This window comes from Atlanticothrix silvestris CENA357 (assembly GCF_016056295.1).
GTDB lineage: Bacteria > Cyanobacteriota > Cyanobacteriia > Cyanobacteriales > Nostocaceae > Atlanticothrix > Atlanticothrix silvestris.
This window is the reverse complement of the sequence record NZ_JAECZB010000096.1, coordinates 108,029-126,918: the sequence shown is the minus strand read 5'-3', so window position 1 is coordinate 126,918 and position 18,890 is coordinate 108,029. Positions and strand designations below refer to the sequence as shown.

The 18,890-nt window shown below is 41.5% G+C and carries 14 protein-coding genes; 2 read left to right on the top strand and 12 right to left on the bottom strand.

All coding sequences use genetic code 11. The annotated features are described in order from the left end of the window. Positions 1–608 precede the first annotated feature (608 nt). The 7 genes from I8751_RS25150 to fdxB form a co-directional block, all read right to left on the bottom strand. Positions 609–1,088 (bottom strand): ArsC/Spx/MgsR family protein, encoded by a 480-nt coding sequence (locus I8751_RS25150; RefSeq protein WP_214441812.1) that lies wholly within the window; start codon positions 1,086–1,088, stop codon positions 609–611. A gap of 87 nt (positions 1,089–1,175) precedes the next feature. Then, positions 1,176–1,787, bottom strand: a complete 612-nt coding sequence (locus tag I8751_RS25145; protein WP_214441811.1) for a cysteine dioxygenase family protein — start codon at positions 1,785–1,787, stop codon at positions 1,176–1,178. A 201-nt stretch (positions 1,788–1,988) separates the two neighbouring features. After that, entirely contained in the window at positions 1,989–2,477 is a 489-nt protein-coding gene (locus I8751_RS25140) for a hypothetical protein (RefSeq protein ID WP_214441810.1), read from the bottom strand. Between the two features lie 108 nt (positions 2,478–2,585). Next, a complete protein-coding gene (locus I8751_RS25135) occupies positions 2,586–3,179 on the bottom strand; it encodes a cytochrome c oxidase subunit 3 (RefSeq protein ID WP_214441809.1) in 594 nt (197 codons plus the stop codon). Positions 3,180–3,638: 459 nt separating this feature from the next. Next, the gene (gene ctaD / locus I8751_RS25130; protein ID WP_214441808.1) at positions 3,639–5,330 is read right to left on the bottom strand and encodes a cytochrome c oxidase subunit I; all 1,692 of its coding nucleotides are present in this window, start codon (positions 5,328–5,330) and stop codon (positions 3,639–3,641) included. Between the two features lie 184 nt (positions 5,331–5,514). Further along, on the bottom strand, positions 5,515–6,492 hold the full coding sequence (locus I8751_RS25125; RefSeq protein ID WP_214441807.1) for a cytochrome c oxidase subunit II: 978 nt from the start codon (positions 6,490–6,492) through the stop codon (positions 5,515–5,517). Between the two features lie 702 nt (positions 6,493–7,194). After that, positions 7,195–7,488: a ferredoxin III, nif-specific gene (gene fdxB, locus I8751_RS25120; RefSeq protein WP_214441806.1), complete on the bottom strand. Its 294-nt coding sequence runs from the start codon at positions 7,486–7,488 to the stop codon at positions 7,195–7,197. A 993-nt stretch (positions 7,489–8,481) separates the two neighbouring features. Between fdxB and I8751_RS25115 the strand changes: the two genes are divergently transcribed. Beyond that, a complete protein-coding gene (locus I8751_RS25115; RefSeq protein WP_214441805.1) occupies positions 8,482–10,071 on the top strand; it encodes a helix-turn-helix domain-containing protein in 1,590 nt (529 codons plus the stop codon). Between the two features lie 62 nt (positions 10,072–10,133). Here I8751_RS25115 and I8751_RS25110 read toward each other — a convergent pair whose 3' ends face one another. After that, the gene (locus I8751_RS25110) at positions 10,134–11,714 is read right to left on the bottom strand and encodes a cation:proton antiporter (RefSeq protein WP_214441804.1); all 1,581 of its coding nucleotides are present in this window, start codon (positions 11,712–11,714) and stop codon (positions 10,134–10,136) included. 203 nt (positions 11,715–11,917) lie between these two features. On the opposite strand from I8751_RS25110, the gene I8751_RS25105 reads away from it, so the two are divergent. Continuing rightward, positions 11,918–13,471 (top strand): cation:proton antiporter, encoded by a 1,554-nt coding sequence (locus I8751_RS25105; protein WP_214441875.1) that lies wholly within the window; start codon positions 11,918–11,920, stop codon positions 13,469–13,471. A gap of 26 nt (positions 13,472–13,497) precedes the next feature. Here I8751_RS25105 and I8751_RS25100 read toward each other — a convergent pair whose 3' ends face one another. The 4 genes from I8751_RS25100 to I8751_RS25085 form a co-directional block, all read right to left on the bottom strand. Continuing rightward, positions 13,498–14,043, bottom strand: a complete 546-nt coding sequence (locus tag I8751_RS25100) for a DUF3124 domain-containing protein (RefSeq protein ID WP_214441803.1) — start codon at positions 14,041–14,043, stop codon at positions 13,498–13,500. 75 nt (positions 14,044–14,118) lie between these two features. Further along, entirely contained in the window at positions 14,119–14,796 is a 678-nt protein-coding gene (locus I8751_RS25095; RefSeq protein ID WP_214441802.1) for a potassium channel family protein, read from the bottom strand. A gap of 176 nt (positions 14,797–14,972) precedes the next feature. Beyond that, on the bottom strand, positions 14,973–15,503 hold the full coding sequence (locus tag I8751_RS25090) for a general stress protein (protein WP_214441801.1): 531 nt from the start codon (positions 15,501–15,503) through the stop codon (positions 14,973–14,975). A gap of 103 nt (positions 15,504–15,606) precedes the next feature. Further along, positions 15,607–18,615 carry an MFS transporter gene (locus I8751_RS25085; protein WP_214441800.1) on the bottom strand — a complete coding sequence of 1,003 codons (3,009 nt, stop codon included), beginning with the start codon at positions 18,613–18,615 and terminating at the stop codon, positions 15,607–15,609. Positions 18,616–18,890: the final 275 nt, after the last annotated feature.

Below are 18,890 nucleotides of genomic sequence, written 5' to 3'. Positions count from 1 at the left end.
TGGGATGAGGCAGGAGGCAGGAGGCAGGAGGAAAGAGGGTTTTAGCCTTGTTTATCTTTTAGGACTTACGCACACTCTACGAATTCTTGGCGTTCTTGGCGTCTTGGCGGTAGCCTGCGGCAAGCCGCTTTGCGTCTACGATAAATTAAGGTTTTTGGTGATTTTTGCGTAAGTCCTGTCTTTCTTAAAGATAATTGTGTTTTTTCCCACCGACTTATTTAGAAAAGATATAAACGCCCATGATATTAATTTTTGCTAACGCACCATTCTTAATGTTTTGTGCGCTATGGGCGTTATACCATCTAACTTTAAAAATGATACAAATACGTTGGTAGGGGCACGGCAATGTTCCCTACGAGAAATCTATATGTATCAAGATTTTTGTGAATTGGTATTAATCCATAACGCACACAATAGCAACTTTGATTAATAAGCTATTACGCCTTTAAATTACACAATTACTTCCTAAGTTTGTTGATTGCTGACCTTTAACAGTCAAGGCTTCGGCTTCGCTCAGCCTTGACCCTGAGCGCAGTCGAAGGGTCAACAGTTAACAGTCCATACGAAAAGATGTGCAACTTAGATGCGTGACAGCTTACAAGGTCGCCCTAGTGCTTGCAACCTCCCTGTCCATGTCCATGTCCATGTTCATGATGATGGCCATGGCCGTGGGAACAATTTTGTAAATCTTGGCTCATGAGGTTTTCACTCATTTCCTTGAAGGATTCGTCTACAGGATTTAAGCCAATCCAAGCATCAATCTTTTCAACATCGAAACCGACCTCACGGCGATCGCCTACTTGCAGCAAAGGACGGCGAATTAACATCGGATCTTTGAGCATCAACATTAAGGCGGTTTGTTCATCGGTGTTTTCGGGAACAACCTCACCAGATTTTACCTTTGGGGCAGAACGATTAAACCATTCGGCTACGGGGCGATCGCCAAAAAATGAGCGCAAGCGATCGGCTGTCCAAGGTTCTGTGAGCAGGCTGTATGGTACTACTTCATGGCCAGCAGCGGTCAGCAAAACTTTTTGCTTTGTACCACCTTTACAACCTGGTTTTTCGTAGAAAATTACTCTTGCCATTTAACTAACTCCTAATTCTAGAGGCTTAGATCCCCGACTTCTTAAAGAAATCGGGGATCTTGTTGTTCACGAAGTACTGCTATAGGACTAAAAATTTTTAGCACTATGCTTAATCGTGTCAAACTCAAATCTTGCTTTCGGCTCAGTTTCTCCATAAACATTAAAAGTCACAGTTGGTTCATCACTTACTGCTTGCACACTGTGAATTGCATCGGGAGTGAAGCTGATAATATCACCCGGAGATAGAATAATTTCTCCCGTAGTTTCAATTTTGTCTGGAGATTCTGGGCTGGGGATACGCTGCCAAAAAGTGTTTTTTTCTTGACCTTTTAACACCGCTACTACTCCCCATGTCCCATGATTATGAATGTTTGATCGAGTTCCTGGGGCAAATGTTACTGTTTGCACCGTTAGCGGAAAACCCAACTCATCATACAGCAGTAAAACAGAGGTTCCCGTTGTCGGAGAAGGTTCTAAATATTGACTTTTCACCCAGTAGGAATTTACAATTAAGCGTCTTACTAACATACGGATTTCTGGCAAACGAATAGATTCATTTGCCACATCGTTGAGAACATCTTCTATCTCAGTTAAAAACCGATAAAGGCGATAATTCTCTCTCAATAAATCCCATGCTCTGACAGATTTACAGACTTGATGCTGACCATCTCCAGTTATCAGCCAATCCCTACCTTTCATAGCTCTTAAGCTCTTAGCCCTGAAGATTCGGGCAAGAGGAACACTGGCGCAGGATAGAGATTTCCCAGATTATTGTTAGGAATAACTATGGGAGATGAGGGAAAAGTGTTAGGAAGAGGATTACTGGGAAGGTTAGATGTGGAAAGAGGTTGATAGAAAGAAAAATTATTCATGGCTGTTGAGGTGTTGATTGTGGACTAATTAATCATCATCTTCGGCTGGACGAGTCAAAATATCTAGGAGGATTCCGGCTCCGAAATCATGCTTGTCGCTAATTTCTTTGACTCTGGTACTTACTTGCTTCGCTTGGTCGATTGCTCCTAACTTTGCTAATACCAATCCCGAAGCAGCATAAGCATTTAAATACAGCCTGATTTGGGGTTCTTCTTGCCGATTCACTAGTATTGGTTTAAGGTGATCCCAATCATCAGGAAATTGCTCTGCTTCTTTAATTTTATCTATAACTTTGCTTGCTGTTTGCAATGCTAAAACATAATTATTTTTATAGTAGAAAAACCTATATGCTGCTACCAAAACATCGGTATTTTCTCCCGTTTTTGCAAGAGCTTCTTGAATATATTTTTCAGATTCTGATGTGTTTTCCCAGGTTTGTGCTGCTAATATCAGTAACTTTTTGATATCTTCTGGAACCTGAAACCATGAGAATCGATTGGCATCAACTTCTTGCATAATCATCTCCTATGGGAGGCAGGGGGGGGCAACAAGAGGGGAAAAGGTTAAAGGGTAAAGGATGAAGAAATAAACCCTTTCCCCTTTGCCCTTCTTATCCATGCCAACTTAAAACAATGTCAGAACATACACTAGAGTGAATAAAACAATCCAGATAATGTCTACAAAGTGCCAATAAATTTCTGCCATTTCAACGACAGTATGATTGCTTGCAGAATAGCTACCAGGATGACGCGATCGCCACAATACACTCAACATCCATAACAGCCCCACAAAAACGTGTAAACCGTGGAACCCAGTCATGATATAAAAGCAGTTGGCGAAGACGTTGGTAGTCAGACCGTATCCTAAAGTTGCGTACTCATAAGCCTGACCAAGCAAGAAAGCTGCACCCATGATTGCGGTAATTCCGTACCATATCTGCATTCCCTTGAGGTTATTCTTTTTAATCGCCACAACACCGAAGTGCATGACGAAACTACTAGACACCAGAATGATGGTGTTAATTGTCGGCAAGAATAGTTCTACCTCGGTTGCTTCTGGAGGCCAAACCTCTGTAATTCCGCGAAAGAATAAGAAAGTGGCAAAAAATCCGCCAAACATTAAAGATTCAGAAGCGAGGAAAGTTAACAATCCCCAAATTCTTAAATCTGGATGATGTTCTTCGTGATGTTCTGCACTCGTTGTTGTAGCTATAGTCATAAATTTATCAACAATATAGGCGCTGTGTTTGTTGTGGATGAGGAGGCAGGAGGCAGAAGGTAAAACTATTACTTAGGACTTACGCATTGAAGCCTGAAATCTAGATTCTCCCTAGTCCCCCTTCAAAAGGCTACGGTGTACACACAAGTCTTCTAGAGTTGCCCCACAGACTTGGAGTTTTGAGTTCTGATCTCGGAGTTTTGAGTTTCAAGCTTGGAGTTTCGAGTTCTGAACTCGGAGTTTTGAGTTCTGAACTCGGAGTTTTGAGTTTCAAGCTTGGAGTTTCAAGTTCTGTTCTCGGAGTTTTGAGTTCCAAGCTTGGAGTTTCGAGTTCTGTTCTCGGAGTTTTGAGTTCCAAGCTTGGAGTTTCAAGTTCTGTTCTCGGAGTTTCGAGTTCTCAAATCAAATGACTATAAATTGCAGTCAACTTGACAGAAATAGCAGTACTCACTTTACTAATTAAGCACTAGCTTCTGGCGTTGCAGATGGCTGTACTTCGGTACTATGACCATGACCGTAGTCATAAGGGCCATGAGTGACAACGGGTAACACTTCCCAGTTTTCGATGATGGGTGGCGAACTGGTTGTCCATTCCAAAGTCAAAGCTTGCCAAGGATTATCACCCGCTAGCTTACCTTTGCTCCAACTGTAGATGATGTTGATCGCAAAAGGAATTACCGATATCCCCAAAACAAATGCACCAATGGTACAAAGTTGATTGAGATCAACAAATTGGGGGTCATACATAGCAACGCGTCGAGGCATTCCTTTCAAACCCAACTCGTGCATGGGTAAAAAGGTCAAGTTAGTGCCGATGAAGGTGAGGGCAAAGTGAATACGTCCCCAGGTTTCATTCAGCATTCGTCCTGTCATTTTGGGGAACCAGTGATAAATACCGGCGTAGATGCCAAACACGGAACCGCCAAACAGAACGTAGTGGAAATGTCCTACTACATAATATGTATCGTGGACGTGAACATCAAAGGGGGCTGTTCCCATCGTTACACCGCTTAAGCCGCCCATCACAAACATGGACAACAAGCCAATGGCGAAAAGCATAGCGCTGGTGAAGCGGATTTTACCACCCCAAAGGGTAGCAACCCAGGCAAAAATCTTCACGCCAGTAGGCACGGCGACAATTAGAGTCGAGATGGTGAAGAACATCCGCATCCAACCGGGTGTACCGCTGGTAAACATGTGGTGTACCCAGACGAACAGACCGACGACGCAGATAGCGACACTAGAATAGGCGATCGCTTTATAACCAAAAATTGGCTTGCGGGCGTGAACGGGAATCACCTCTGACATAATGCCGAAGATGGGCAGAATCATTAAATATACTGCCGGGTGGGAATAGAACCAGAATAAGTGTTGGTAAATAACAACGTTACCGCCTGCATCTGGTTTAAAGAAGGAAGTCCCAAAGTTAAGGTCAAATAACAGCAGAACTAAACCTGCTGCTAAAACAGGTGTCGAGAGTAGCGCTAAAACTGAAGTTGCCAAGATTGCCCAACAGAACAAGGGCACTTGATCCCATTTCATGCTGGGAACCTTCATCATCAAGATGGTGATTACGAAGTTCAGCGAACCCAAAATTGAGGAAGTTCCCACCAAAACGATCGCCAATATCCACATTGTCTGAGCAATGGGCGCTGTCACCAAACTCAAAGGTGGGTAAGCTGTCCAACCAGATTGGGAACCACCGAAGAAGAAACTACCCAATACTAATGCGCCGGCTGGTGGGTTTAACCAAAAAGCGATCGCATTCAGTTTTGGGAAAGCCATATCTCTAGCGCCGACCATCAACGGTACTAGGAAGTTACCAAATCCCCCAATGGCGCTAGGGACAATCCACAGGAAGATCATGATCGTCCCGTGATTGGTCATAAAAGCGTTATACAAATTGGGGTCTAGCAAGTCAGATTCTGGTGTGGCTAACTCGGCGCGGATAGCAACAGCCATTAGTCCGCCGATGAGATAGAACACAAATGCCGTCACCAGATATTGGATACCAATGACTTTGTGGTCAATATTAAATGTAAAGTAGTCGTACCATTTCCACGCCTTGGGATGGGAGCTATGGGCGATCGCCGGATTTTGAGGTTTGTTTCCTTCGGGTGGCGTATTCCGTGGAAATTCTACTTGTGTCATATTTTTGTCCTTTGTTAGTTGTTAGTTGTCAGTTGTCAGTTGTTAGTTGTTGCGCGTATAACCTGCACTTTTTATGGTTTGGAACCCTTGTTGCAACAAGAACACTCTAGAAAATTAAAGACACGACAGCTTAGTTGTCAGTTGTTAGTTTTTTTGCCACTGACCACTGACCACTGACCACTGACTACTGACCACTGACTACTGACTCTAAAGTTGCTGCACTAATCCCCATATTGTGGACGTGGGGAGCGAGAAACTCTGATGTGGATAATTCAGCTGGATTAACAGCAATGGCTTGATTGAGATCTTGCTTTTGAGCAATCTGGCTTTCTGCCAACCAACTATCAAATTCTTCTGGTGTGTGAACAACTACCGTTGTCCGCATCGAACCGTGATAACCGCCGCAAAGTTCAGCACAAACAACCGGATATGTACCTGGTTTAGTAGCGACAAATCGCAGTTCGGTCGCAATACCAGGAAGCGCATCTTGCTTCAGGCGGAAGTTAGGTACCCAAAATGAGTGAATTACATCCTGCGCTGAAAGATTGAGTTGCACATCAGCGCCTATAGGGATATGTAATTCTCCAGCAGTAATACCACTATCGGGATAGTTAAATATCCACGCGTACTGTATTCCTTTGACATCAACAACCAAATCGGCTGGTTTGTCTAGGTTTTGGGGAGATGCGCCAATGCCAATTGTTGGCGCAGTTGTAGATTCGGCAGTGTCATTGAGAGTAGCAGCGATCGCACTCCCACGGATATGGGCTACATGAGATGAAGAATGGGGATGACCCGCAGGTTCAAAGCCTCCCATTTGGTTAAAAACATCTACACTGTAAATGCCTAAGCAAAGCACAATCGCTGTTGGAATTGCTGTCCAAAAGATTTCTAGTGGAACATTGCCTTCTACTGGCACGCCATCGGTATCGTCACCCCGACGGCGACGAAACTGAATCAAAAAAAGCACAATAGTTCCTTCTACCACTAAAAACAGAGCGATCGCTATGGTAAACATGATGTTAAAAAATCCATCTACCAAAGGCGCTTGTTGCGATGCTTGCACCGGCATGAGAGTGTGGTTTTGACCAAGCCAAATACTGACTGCTGTGACTACTATCCCAGCAACCAGAGTCCATAGTGAAACAGGAATTTGTTGCATACATGCTACCTGCTTTGTAAAACATCGTTAAAGGTGTGATTTTCTGGTATTAGGTATTAGGTATTGATGATTGGTGATTGGGTATCAAGTATTAGTTAAATTTCCCAATGCTGATTTCCAATCGCCAGTTCCCAGTCTCCAGTTCCTTTATTTCACTTATTAACTTTCTATCTCACACTTACAAAAATTGGGGGAATATTCCAGATGTTTTCACATCTTTCCCCCAAAAATTAACAATATATTTGAACTCTTACGCCAAAGGATACTTCTGCTTTGAAAAAATCTCATCGCTCCAAAAGGACACTGTTAGTTCTAATATTGTTCAGACTAGATTAGCAGCAAGTATAAATTTGTTAATAACAGACAATTTGCGATTTACGAATTTGTTTACTGTGAACTTTGTTTCAGTTACAGTAAGTATTTAGTACAACACGGCGTAAACAAAACCACCTATTTGAAATGTCTGAAACCATTAAAAATAGGTAATTGTAATTACGAATTACGCGCAGCGTTACTAGTATTCCCCTCTAGTTACCTTGCTTGGTATATATGTCCCTGCTTCTAACAATGTCCTCTTGTGAAAACAACAACCTTAATTTATGACAAAAGCCCTTTAACAGTTATCAGTTATCAGTTATCAGTAAGGTTTATAAACCCCGGACATACGCCTTGATAACTTTTTACTGTTTACTGTTCACTGTTTTAATTGTTCAATGCAACATGGGTGTAGCAATTTTTAGGACAAATCCGTGAACAAGCTTCACAACCAATACAGTTTTCTGGATAAGCAACTGCCATTACTTTGCGTTCGATTTCTTCATCGTCTTCATCTTCAACAAATTCGCCCTCTTCGTTGAGAGCTTTTAAACCCAACACATTGTAACCACAAACTTTAACACATCTACCACAGCCGATACATTTGTCTTTGTCAATTTCTTGAGCAAATTTTGGTGTCCAAGTTTTACCACCAAAGGTAACTCCTGTTAGTGTTGCCATGACTAGCTCCTCGGCAATTATGCCTGCGATATTGTTAGTTATTTAATTGTCATCCTAACTTAATATTAAGCTCTTATTTTAGTGTTAAACACTTATTTTTCTTATCATCAAATTTTGATGACTTTAGCCACAAATTTGGTTATTTTAGGTGTTTTGGCTTTAAATGAAAGTTTTTACCAATAATTATTTAGCCAGTAATTAATATAGTTAGTAATTCCCAATTACATGAGGTACACCTGTAGGGGCACGGCACTGCCGTGCCCTTACTTTTGATATCGCTTGAATAGTGTTATTTTGAATACAAATTACTAGTGGCAGCAAATACATAAATGATGGGATTTTTTGGCAATTTTTTCTAAAATTAAAAAGATACTTAGAACAGTAGTTAGATATACAAAAAATATTTTATTGATTAATATGACATATTTTGAAAGTAAACATTATGACGTAATTATATATATTTATGTTTCTATACGAATATCTGTCTAACATTTATCAAAGCGATGAAAATCTATTTGTTTAAACTTGACTTGTCAAACTTTGTCAACTTATAAAAGAACTGTAACGCTTATAGCAGAATATGAGTTAGTCTCAAATATTAAAATTATTAATAAATAGATTGAAAGCAAATCACAGTAGGCATAAATATTAGACAAAAATCCTTTGGTTAAAATTTTAAGGTTAGGTAAAAAGCTTCGCAGGCTAAGTATTAATTCAATCATTAAGAAATCCTCCCAGGCTCATTGTGAACAAACTTTTTACAATATTTATGAAAAGTATAGTTAATAAAGAAGTAATATTAGGCTCAGTTTAAAAGCCTGAAAAAACTTCCGATTGGATGCGAAATCTGAACATGAATGTGGGGAGTTTTTGCAGCAAGAAAATATTATTCTTGCTGGGTAAATAATTTAGTGACGAGTGATGAATAAAGAGGACACATCCAGGGGAGACCTAAGCCAGACATCTCAACGATTAGAGTGGGAAGAGAGTTATATGCCTTATACAATTCCTAACAACAGTTGCGTTGGATGTGACAACTGCCGTCCTCAATGTCCTACGGGTGCAATCCAACTAGAGAACGATGAATACTGGATCGATCCTCTTCTTTGTAACAATTGTGAAGGCTATTACCCTGAGCCTCAATGTGTAATAGCTTGTCCTACAAAATCTCCCATACCTTGGCAGGCGAAAAAAGGGAGATGCAAAGTTGAACCGAGAGATGCTACCAGTCCAGATTTATTTTATAACGGTAAGAATAATCCATTTGCTTCGGCGATCGTGATTTGGGAAGCTTGTAATGTTTTGGCGCAACGGACATCTTTGAATTGGGAAACTGATGCAGAAGGTTACTTGTGCTATGGCCGACAAGTCAAGCAAGGCCGGGGAGCGATCGCCTTTCATATCCAAGATCCATTTAAAGTTTGCGATCGCGTCACCGCATTATCAGCAATTGAAGAACTGGATATTAGAGCTACTTGCATTCATCTGATGTTTGCAGCGTATGCTACAACCCTAGATAAACCTTGGGAGATGGAGTTTGCGATCGATGAACGGCAAATTGAAAAATATTTGGGGCTAGAGAAACGCAAAGACCTCAGCAAAAATGCCAAGCTAGCTTTAATGAAAAACATCGTGCAGCAAGCTTGCTCACTGATCGTTTCTATTGACTGGCCTCAACAAGGTCGAGTTAACGGATTTTCAGTGACAAAAAGCCGTTTGTGGCACTTGCTAGAGATTGAGCATCACTTTCAAGAAGATGATCGCGGATGCAAATATCTCATTGGATTAACTTTTAAAGTCAAAGCAGGAATCTGGGCACAGTATTTCTTAAACAAACAAGCATGTAAAGCAAGAACCGCATTTTATCAATACGGTAGCCTACCCAAAATACTCTTAACTACTGTGATGAGCATTTGGCAGCAACATGAAGGCGCAGTCAGACTAATGCTGTGGTTGCTGTTTAAAACCAAAATGGGCAAAGAACAACGCATCACAATTCCGACTTTGCTACGTATTGCTTACGGCGAAGAAAAAGTTACCCTCGCATCTCGACAACGAGAAGAACGCAAACGCTTGCTGCGAACATTTGAAAATGATTTGGAAGTTCTCAATCATCACGGCATCAAACCAATTTTTGACCCCGTGACTTATCCTCCAGAAATTCAACCTTTGTGGGCGAAGCTAATGGGTATTCCAGAAGATCCAGACGAAGCATTGGAATTTTGGATTAATGATGGAGGTGGTGAAACCCGCCTCACAGATACAGGCCCTCGTGGTAAGTGGAATCTACTGATGAATGCGCGGATTTTATCCTTTGAATTGCCACCAGAATGGGAACAGCAAATTTCGGAATCAGAAAAAAAGCAACGGCGAACTACTAGAACCAGAAGAAAGCCTAAAATCACAGGTGATTTGCTGGGTGAACAGATTTTGCAAGCGCGAAAAAATTTGCAAATCTCTCAACGAGAATTAGCAAAGCTCACAGGTAAAAGCCAAAGTTGGATTCGAGACGTAGAAAATGGTCGTTTAAAAGCCAAATTAGAAGACCAAGTACTGTTACGGAAAGTGCTAAATATCGCTTAATTTTGCAGGGTTGCAAGATTAAGATCCCTGACTTCTTCATGAAGTCGGGGATCTATAAACCACTAAATCAACTCATCGCGATTTTGCAAAACATCCTGAAGCATGGGAGCCAATTCTTTATTTAACCGACCAGCTCGGACAAATTCTGCATAGGTATCTGCCTCAATTGCCAGCAGTTCTCCTCGAAACTGTTCAGTAGAAAAACTCTGAAGATTGGGGTACTCATTCTGCAATTTGTCAATTTTTATTTGTAGATCTTCTATTTCGCCCTTAATTAGGGTTTCTTGATAACGGTAAAATTCTGGGTCTATACCCGGACGTTGATCTATTTGCAGATATTGCAGAACGCGTTTTAAAGCGACATTACGAGCAGCCAATTCTAGGTACTGTTCGCGTAGAGGTGCATCACCCATCAATTCTAGCTTTTGCAACAAAGGCTTAATCGTTAACCCTTGGACAAGCAGAGTAAATAAAACTACTCCAAACACCGTAGCAATAATTTTTTCTCGCTCTGGTAAGCCTATTGGCACACTCAATGCTAGGGCAATAGAGACAGAACCGCGCAATCCACCCCACCAAAGTATAGTTTGATCGGGTAAAGAAATTTCAGATTTGGTAATGCTAGCACTCAAGTTGCTGAGAATCAAAATAGCAACTGCCCGCATCACAATCATTGCTCCTATTGTTACAGCAATGATTTGTAAATTCTCACCTAAACTCGCAAAGCGAATTTGGTCGCCAATTAGCAAAAATACAATTGAGTTGACAAAGAATGCTAAAAAGTCCCAAAACTCCGAGACAATAATTCGGGTGCGGGGGTTCATGCCAATACGAGAGCCAAAGTTGCCCAAAATCAAGCCTGTAGTTACAACCCCAATTACCCCAGAACCACCTAAGTCTTCAATAATCAAGTAGGTACTATAAGCAGAAACCAAGGTTAAAGATTGTTCTACCAAGGGCAAATCGAAGCGCTGAGTGAGGTAAGAAATGCCAAAGCCAATCAACCCTCCCACCCCTACACCGATGCCAGTAACTGTAAACAATTGCACTAAAATTGGCTGAAATTCTAATTCTACAGTTCCCAAAGATAGCGCCACCAAAAAACTAAAGGCGACTACAGCCATGCCATCATTAAATAAGCTTTCACCTTCCATCAAGGTGATCAGACGGCTTCCTACACCTAATTCACGAAACACAGCAGTAACAGAAACTGGATCAGTAGCAGACAGGCTTGCTCCGATTAACAAAGCCGTAGTTAAGGATAGTCCAGCCAATTGATTAAGACCGATTGCTACCCCTGCGATCGCAATTACCACCCCCAAAACAGCATATAAACAAATTGGCAGAAAGTCCTGTTTTAAGCCTGACCATTTCAAATTCCATGCAGCTTCAAACAACAGTGGTGGTAAAAAAATGAACAAAATTAATTCTGGGGAAAGGGTAACAAGACGGACATCAACAACCGCTAACCCTAAGCCGACAATTACCAGTAGTAACGTATAAGGTATCTGGCGAAACCAACTAAAGACCTGTGGTAGGGTTGCTACACCTAAGGATACCGACAGTACCAAAAGAAACTGCTTGAGATTGGTGGTGATGATTTCCTCATTAGTAGCTGAATTAATTACCGCTTCAAGCACCATAGACAAATTCCTAGTAAAATTTTGCGATCGTCTTCATCTAACTATTTTCAGATCACACCAGTTCAATGTAAGACTTTAAATTGGCAGATTTGATTCAGCTAGAGACAATTCTACGCTTTGAACTCACACGCTGAAGTTGCTAATTTGGCATGAATGAGGAGAAAATCTATCAATCAAGCCAAACTAACTTTCAGATCGTAATAGTGGATGTTACAGAATTAGTCAAAGTTTCAATTATTCTCTTGCTGCTTGCTACAGGTGTAGCTCTGCTGTCTCGGCGGTTGAAAATCCCTTATGTTACGGGTTTAGTATTAGCAGGTCTGCCCATCACTGAGCTATTATCTCGTCCGATTGGTTTAAATCCTTCCCTTGTTTTAAATCTTTTCTTGCCAATTCTCATCTTTGAAGCTGGTATTAATACAGATGTCAGCCGTCTACGCAGCACCTTTAAACCAATTGCCCTACTAGCTGGGCCGGGGGCTGTGCTTTCTGGTGCTATTATTGCCGTCCTGTTGAAATTTGGCCTGGGGCTGAGTTGGATACCTGCTTTATTTGTCGGAGTAATTTTGGCAAACACTGATACTGTTTCCATGATTGCCGTATTTAAGGAAATACCAGTGCCCTCGCGCCTTTCAACCATCGTTGAAGGAGAAACTCTATTCAATGATGCCGCTGCGCTAGTTTCATTCAACTTGATTTTACAAGTATATTCAACAGGCTCACTCACATTTACAGAGGGAATCCAACAACTGCTGTTTATCTCTCTAGGAGGCTGCGTGGTGGGGTTAATCTTAGGCTACTTGAGCATACCTGTATTCGCCCGTTTAGATGATCCTCTGAGCAGTCTCTTACTAACAGTCGCAGTTGCATTAGGAACTTTTCAGGTTGGCCAATCTCTCGGTGTATCGGGTGCTGTGGCTGTAGTTGTAGCGGGATTAATTTTCGGTAATTTTGGACTTTATCGCAATACTTCTGCTTCTAGCCGCATCACCTTGTTGAGTTTCTGGGAATATGCCAGCTTTACTGTTAATACCTTTATTTTTCTGCTGATTGGTGTAGAAATAGACCTAATAACGCTCTGGAGAACTTTACCTGCAATTCTATTTGCAGTTTTGGCTTATCAAATCGGGCGAGTTCTTACGGTCTATCCGTTGCTAGCAGGGATTCGTTGGATTGACCGCTCAATTCCGCTGCGCTGGCAACATTTACTCTTTTTAGGCAACATCAAAGGTTCACTTTCGATGGCCCTGGCGTTGAGCTTACCCACTACATTACCAGGGCGAGATATCCTCATCGCTTTAATTTTTGGCAGTGTGTTGGTGTCGTTAGTGGGACAGGGTTTAAGTTTGCCTTGGGTGGTAAAACGCTTAAAATTATCTAATTTTTCAGAAGCTCAACAACAGGTTGAACAATTGCAAGCCCAGCTGATGACTGGTAAGGCTGCACAAGATGAATTAGATAGCCTATTGAAATCAGGCGTATTACCAAAGGCTGTTTATGAAGAAATGCGTTCAGCTTATCAGGTACGAATTGCCAGCGCAGAAAAGACACTGCGTGAAATTTATAATCGTCGTCCTGATGAGGTGGAAGGTAGAAGTGGCAAGAGCAGTAAACTTGAAGCTATTCGCCGACGTTTACTTTTGGCAGAAAAAGGAGCGCTCAATGAGGCAATGCGGAAGCGAATTCTCTCAGAAGAAATTGTACGCGGGCGGATACAAACTCTTGATGAACAATTGTTGAAACTAGAAGATGATTAAAATAATTCGTAATTCGTAATTCGTAATTACAGATTACGAATTTTTTTAATTACTTTACCAGGACTGATAAAAGAAATTCCCTGTTGAAAGTCAGTACCAATCATCACTGCCTCTACTAAAGGCTCAGATATTTCTGTTTGCGCTACCCACTCTACAATAAAGTTTGCGCCTAAACCTCCACTGGTGTCATTTCTATTGATAAAAAAATCTGTAGAAGCTAGGGCATCAAGTTGAATAGGGCGCTCCAAATATTGCTTGACCAATTTTCCATCTGAGTCATAGTAACGCACAGAAGTAATAATTATAGGGTCGGTCAGGTCTGTATTACGAATACTGAGCGTAACGGCTAAATTGAAAATCTCTTGGCGATTATGGTGATAAATATGAGAATAAACAGGAACATAGATAGTTTGACCGCTTGCTATCTTAAAATTCTGATCAAGTGTTACTATTTTTTGAGATGGAGTTGCTTGAATGGCATCGGGTTGGGACTTGGGTGGAATTTTTGTTGATTGACAAGATGCAAGAAAAATAACAGCGATCGCTAAATAAATATGTGGATACGGCTTCATCAAAACTGTTTACAATAATTTTTGATACATTTATAGCTAACCTCACCTAATAAAGAGTTTAGGTAGGGACTGTACTTAACATCTTTGTTCAATAAAATCAATAACTTGATGTAAACATCCTGGTTTAGTCACAATCAGTACAGTTGAATGAGGTTCCAGTATTGTACTGCCGTTAGGAATCATCAAATCATCATGAGGATGGGGTTGATAGCCAATAATTAGCGAACCGGTAGGAAATTGGGAATCTTGAGCAATTTCGGCAACGCTACGACCAGCAACATAGCAATTGTTTGGGATGGAAAGTTTCAGAACCTCAATCTGTCCCTGCTCAAAATGCATCATTGATTCTACTTGCGGATACTCAATGGCATTTACCATTGTGGAAACTGATAATTCAACAGTACTAATAATGTGGTTGGCTCCACCTATCCGCAGCGGTTCAGCAAAATCGCGGTGGCGCATTCGACTCAAAATATGGGGAACACCGTAATGTTTAGCAAGAGTTACCATTGCCAAGTTTAAGGCATCACTTCTGAGAACAGCCGCCAAGGAGCCGGCTTTACGAATTCCAGCTTCTAGCAATACTTCTGTACTTACAGCACTGCCTTCAAAAGCCATTGCCCCTACTTGTTCACGGGCGTAGCGGCAAGCGATAGGGTCAATGTCAATTACAGCAACAGTATGCCCCAGTTCCACCAATTTCTGTGCCAAACTTAAGCCCACTAAGCCTGCTCCACCAATTAGTACGTACATGGTTATTCCTGATGCTTTTCAAGTTTTCACTTCACTTTACAAGTTATACCAATTCTATGTAGGGCTGCGCTCAATACTGTTCGGTTAAGGCACCAGACGCGATAAATCGCAGTCTCTACGAAGAACTGATTGTGGTTTGACGCGCAGTCGATAAAAATGGTATTAGTTGCAATATTTCAACTATTGGGAACGTCAAAAACGCGCCATTCTTGAATACCCCAACGGCTAAGAATAGGTTCGGCGCGACGGATTTCGTCTTCTTTGCCTTCTATTGTAACTAAGTAATTTCCTTGAAATACTCGGTCGTGATAAAGTTGAACGGCTTCTTCAGGAAGAAACCAACCTCGCAATGCGCCAATCAGACCACCAGCCGCGGCGCTAGCTCCACTTCCTAAGAGGGTGGCTAAAATAGATTCTGCTGCTAGCGCTGGGCCAAAGCCAGGAATTAACAAAACTCCCAAACCCCCAATTAAGGTAAGTAAACCTCCTACTCTTGCACCTACTAATGCACCAGCTGCCGCACCTACAGTAGGAGTCGTTTCACTTGTATTAGCATCATCAAATTGGTCATCATATTTGGATTTATTGGTGATTACAGAAATCTTATTGATTGGAAAGCCAATACTTTTTAGCTCGTCGATTGCTTGAAGCGCAATTTGGCGGCTATTAAATATACCAATAGCGTGTTGGAGTTGACCAGAAGTCATGCTACCTCACAAAGTGCTAAAGATTTGTTAGCATTATTTGATTTGTTTTTAGTGTGAATAACAAATATGACCAAAAAGTGATAGCACTTGTGAGCAGTTCGATTTAATTGTAAATTTTGACTGAGTATTTTTTCATCAATTCCTTAACTTGTGCGGCAACGAGGGGATGTGAATCTTGTTGCAGTTGGGGTAGAAGTTCTAAAAGCACACGCTGTGAAACTACGCTTAGATAAGCGATCGCAGCTTCTCTGACAAAGCCAGTAGGATGACGCAAAGCTATCAAAATTTCGTGGCTTGTTAATCGAATCCGGCTAACTTGAGCTAAATGAAAGCAGCAAGCTAAACACCAATCAGAGAGCAAATTACTCAGTGTCAGCATCTGACGCAAGCGATCGCTCACTAGCAGCTGTTGATATTCAGCGAATCCTGCTTCTACCAAATAATGCAGTTTTTCTTGGGGCGATCGCTGGTCTAAAATATTCAACAGTAGAGATTTTGTCGGCAAATTCACAGTATGCTCTAAAATCTCTAATCCCCGCGCTACATTTACAGCTGAACGCGATCGCAAATTGAATGCCGCTGCCTGCATTTTTTCTGGAGAATAAAGCAACTTTAGTAGTAGCAGTAATCGCTCTTTAACATCCAATTCCAATTCTTGAAGGGAGCGTTGCAGTAACTCACAAACAATCATTACCCTTTCATTGAGTTGATAATTTTCTAGAATTTGCGGTGTTTGAAAGTCTATATAAGTAGCGTAAATCTCACTTAAAAATTTTAATTCTTGTTCAATTAACAGTTCTACCCGACTGTGTTGAAACCGATCTATGGCATTAGTAATTTCTGGTTGTTTTTGAATTTTGAGTAAGCTGCGAAGAATATGATATCTAGTAGCACCCCAAGATTTCTCTAAGTGCAGCCATAAAGTCTCCATTGCTTCCAAAGTAGAAATTTGAGCAATGGTACGCCAAGCATACATTCGTACTACTTCTGGTTTATAACTATTAGTAGCTAGGTGTAACAGCATTTCTAAGGCTTCATTTTCTAGCTTAATCAGAGCGCGCATCGCGGTAGCGCGAGTTGATTTATAATAAAGTGCCCCTAACAGCGCCGAATAATATTCTTCTAAATGAGTTGCTGCAATCATTTCTAAAACAGCACAGCGCACCCGTAAAGATTCATCTTGCAGCAAATTGGGGATGTGAATCCGCAAAGCCTGTAAATATATAGCTTCTCTTAAAGCTTTAACTCCATTTATTCTTTCTCGCTCTTGTTTATGAGTCAGCATCCGGCGCATAGTTTTGGTAGCTGCAACTTTTTGCATTGGCGTTCCCTGACGCAAGATCAAAGCAGCAGCTGTGGCACGAATTAAGGAATGATGTGGCTGTTGTAGGTAGTCTTCTAGTTGGCTCAAATTGGGATTTGTTTCAGCTAACCAAACGTAACGCAAAGCTAGGGCAAAAACTTCAGGATCAACGCTATTTTGAGGTTGTTCTAATAAAGCCCGAACTTCCAGCACGTAAGCAGGATTTGCACCTCCCATCAGCATCACTTCCAAGCTTTGACGTTGCAAATCTGGCGGTAATTTGATCAGCAGAGGTGCTAAAACTTGGGTTGCTCCTTGGGGATCAATTTGGGCTAAAAGTTCAATACAAGAATGTTTATCTGCGGCGCTGCCTTTTTCTCCTAAAGCTTTAACTACACCTTGTTTAAAAACACGCAAACCGACAGTTGAGGCACTCAATTCTCCTCGTTCTGCACTCAACACTAATAAATCAACATAGCGCGATCGCAGTACTAAAACTACTTTTAAACAAGTGGCCGCTGCTATGACTGTTTCGCCAACAAATACCCATTTTTCTAATGATTCAGGAACAAAGTGGTTGCAAAATAACAAGGTCACTAAAATTATTGTTCCTGCCAAACCTGTGGCTATAGCTTCTGCTGTTCCACCAGATAATGCTTGCATCCGGCTGCGAATGCGTTCGGGTATGGGTTGGTACAATACTGGGCCACTACTAACTACAAAGGTGTAGCGCAGCAATTCATCGCAGAATTTCAAACTCACTAATCCCCAGAAAATGCCTTGCGCTTGGATTCCTGGTAAGAGATTTAGTAATGCGATCGCCCCTGGTACAATAAAGCCTACAGATATTGGTAATAGGGCAGCAGTGAAAAATACTCCGATGCGTTCGATGAGTCGGCTGGAGACAAACCACTGAGTTGCCAATTCACACAGTCCTACAATCCCACCAAATAGACCCAAAAAACTAGCAAGATCGCGATCGCCTAAATTAGACTTCAATTCTCGCAGATATTGAAAATCTACCAACAACCCAATCACTTGTAAAAGCCCGACAAAGGCAAACAACTGCAACATATAGCGCTCAAGTGGAGCTTGGATACGTCGATGTCGTGAGGCTTGTTCTTGGGTAATTAATCGTTGTGGTGCATCAGGAAAAGCTGCTTGATATTTATTACTTAAATAGCACAGAATTACTGCTCCCAAGATAATCACTGTACAGGCGATCAGAATGACTTTATTTAGCTTGGCGAATTGCAACAACCAAGGCAAACTAAAACCACTGATTACATCTGCTATCAATAGACCACTACTTACTAGAGGGTAGGTGCGTTTAATTTCTCGAATGTTGAATAATTGATTAGCGACAATGGAAGTATTGAGGTCATTGACCACATAAAGTGCATCTACCCATAGCCGCATCAGAAATACAATGATTATAGACAAGTATGAAGCATGTAGTCCCCAACGCAGTAACACTAATAACATTAGTGGTGTAACCATGCAGGGTGCGATCGCCACAATTACCCACCGCAATGGAAAAATTTTTTGTAGCCAAGAATAGACAAACACCATTACTGCGCCTGTTACAGCACTGGCAATATACATCCAAGGCAGAGGGCCGGCTCCATATTCATCCAAAAACAGGGCTACTGTACTGTCCTCAGCCCATCGTAATCCTACAGATACAGTAGTATAAAAAGCGAGCATCAATAAAGTGCGATCGCCTTCTTCTGGTCGAAGATTTACCCACTGTAGCAACCGTGCCAGAGTGCCTTTATTTGCAGCCAACAAGTGATTTTTTAATTTCATCCAGTTTTACTTTTTGATGCAATCACCGTAGGGGAGGTGGGGAAGTAGAGGAGCAGTGTTTCGACTACGCTCAACAACCGGAGCAGAGGAGAAAAGAATAAAATAATCACCAATGCCCTATTGCCTATTGCCTATTGCCTATCCCCATGCCCCATGCCCCATGCCCAATTCCCTAAAATGACAAAAGTCCCAAGCAACTGAGTATTATGTTTCCCACTCAGCGCTCAGGACTATCAGTTTTAAGTAAATTGCAACGACCTCAGAGTCGTTTTGAT

Excerpts from the sequence above, each read along its gene's own strand:
- I8751_RS25150 (WP_214441812.1), bottom strand. The coding sequence starts at position 1,088 with ATGGCAAGAGTAATTTTCTACGAAAAACCAGGTTGTAAAGGTGGTACA.
- I8751_RS25145 (WP_214441811.1), bottom strand. The coding sequence starts at position 1,787 with ATGAAAGGTAGGGATTGGCTGATAACTGGAGATGGTCAGCATCAAGTC.
- I8751_RS25140 (WP_214441810.1), bottom strand. The coding sequence starts at position 2,477 with ATGCAAGAAGTTGATGCCAATCGATTCTCATGGTTTCAGGTTCCAGAA.
- I8751_RS25135 (WP_214441809.1), bottom strand. The coding sequence starts at position 3,179 with ATGACTATAGCTACAACAACGAGTGCAGAACATCACGAAGAACATCAT.
- ctaD (WP_214441808.1), bottom strand. The coding sequence starts at position 5,330 with ATGACACAAGTAGAATTTCCACGGAATACGCCACCCGAAGGAAACAAA.
- I8751_RS25125 (WP_214441807.1), bottom strand. The coding sequence starts at position 6,492 with ATGCAACAAATTCCTGTTTCACTATGGACTCTGGTTGCTGGGATAGTA.
- fdxB (WP_214441806.1), bottom strand. The coding sequence starts at position 7,488 with ATGGCAACACTAACAGGAGTTACCTTTGGTGGTAAAACTTGGACACCA.
- I8751_RS25115 (WP_214441805.1), top strand. The coding sequence starts at position 8,482 with ATGCCTTATACAATTCCTAACAACAGTTGCGTTGGATGTGACAACTGC.
- I8751_RS25110 (WP_214441804.1), bottom strand. The coding sequence starts at position 11,714 with ATGGTGCTTGAAGCGGTAATTAATTCAGCTACTAATGAGGAAATCATC.
- I8751_RS25100 (WP_214441803.1), bottom strand. The coding sequence starts at position 14,043 with ATGAAGCCGTATCCACATATTTATTTAGCGATCGCTGTTATTTTTCTT.
- I8751_RS25095 (WP_214441802.1), bottom strand. The coding sequence starts at position 14,796 with ATGTACGTACTAATTGGTGGAGCAGGCTTAGTGGGCTTAAGTTTGGCA.
- I8751_RS25090 (WP_214441801.1), bottom strand. The coding sequence starts at position 15,503 with ATGACTTCTGGTCAACTCCAACACGCTATTGGTATATTTAATAGCCGC.
- I8751_RS25085 (WP_214441800.1), bottom strand. The coding sequence starts at position 18,615 with ATGAAATTAAAAAATCACTTGTTGGCTGCAAATAAAGGCACTCTGGCA.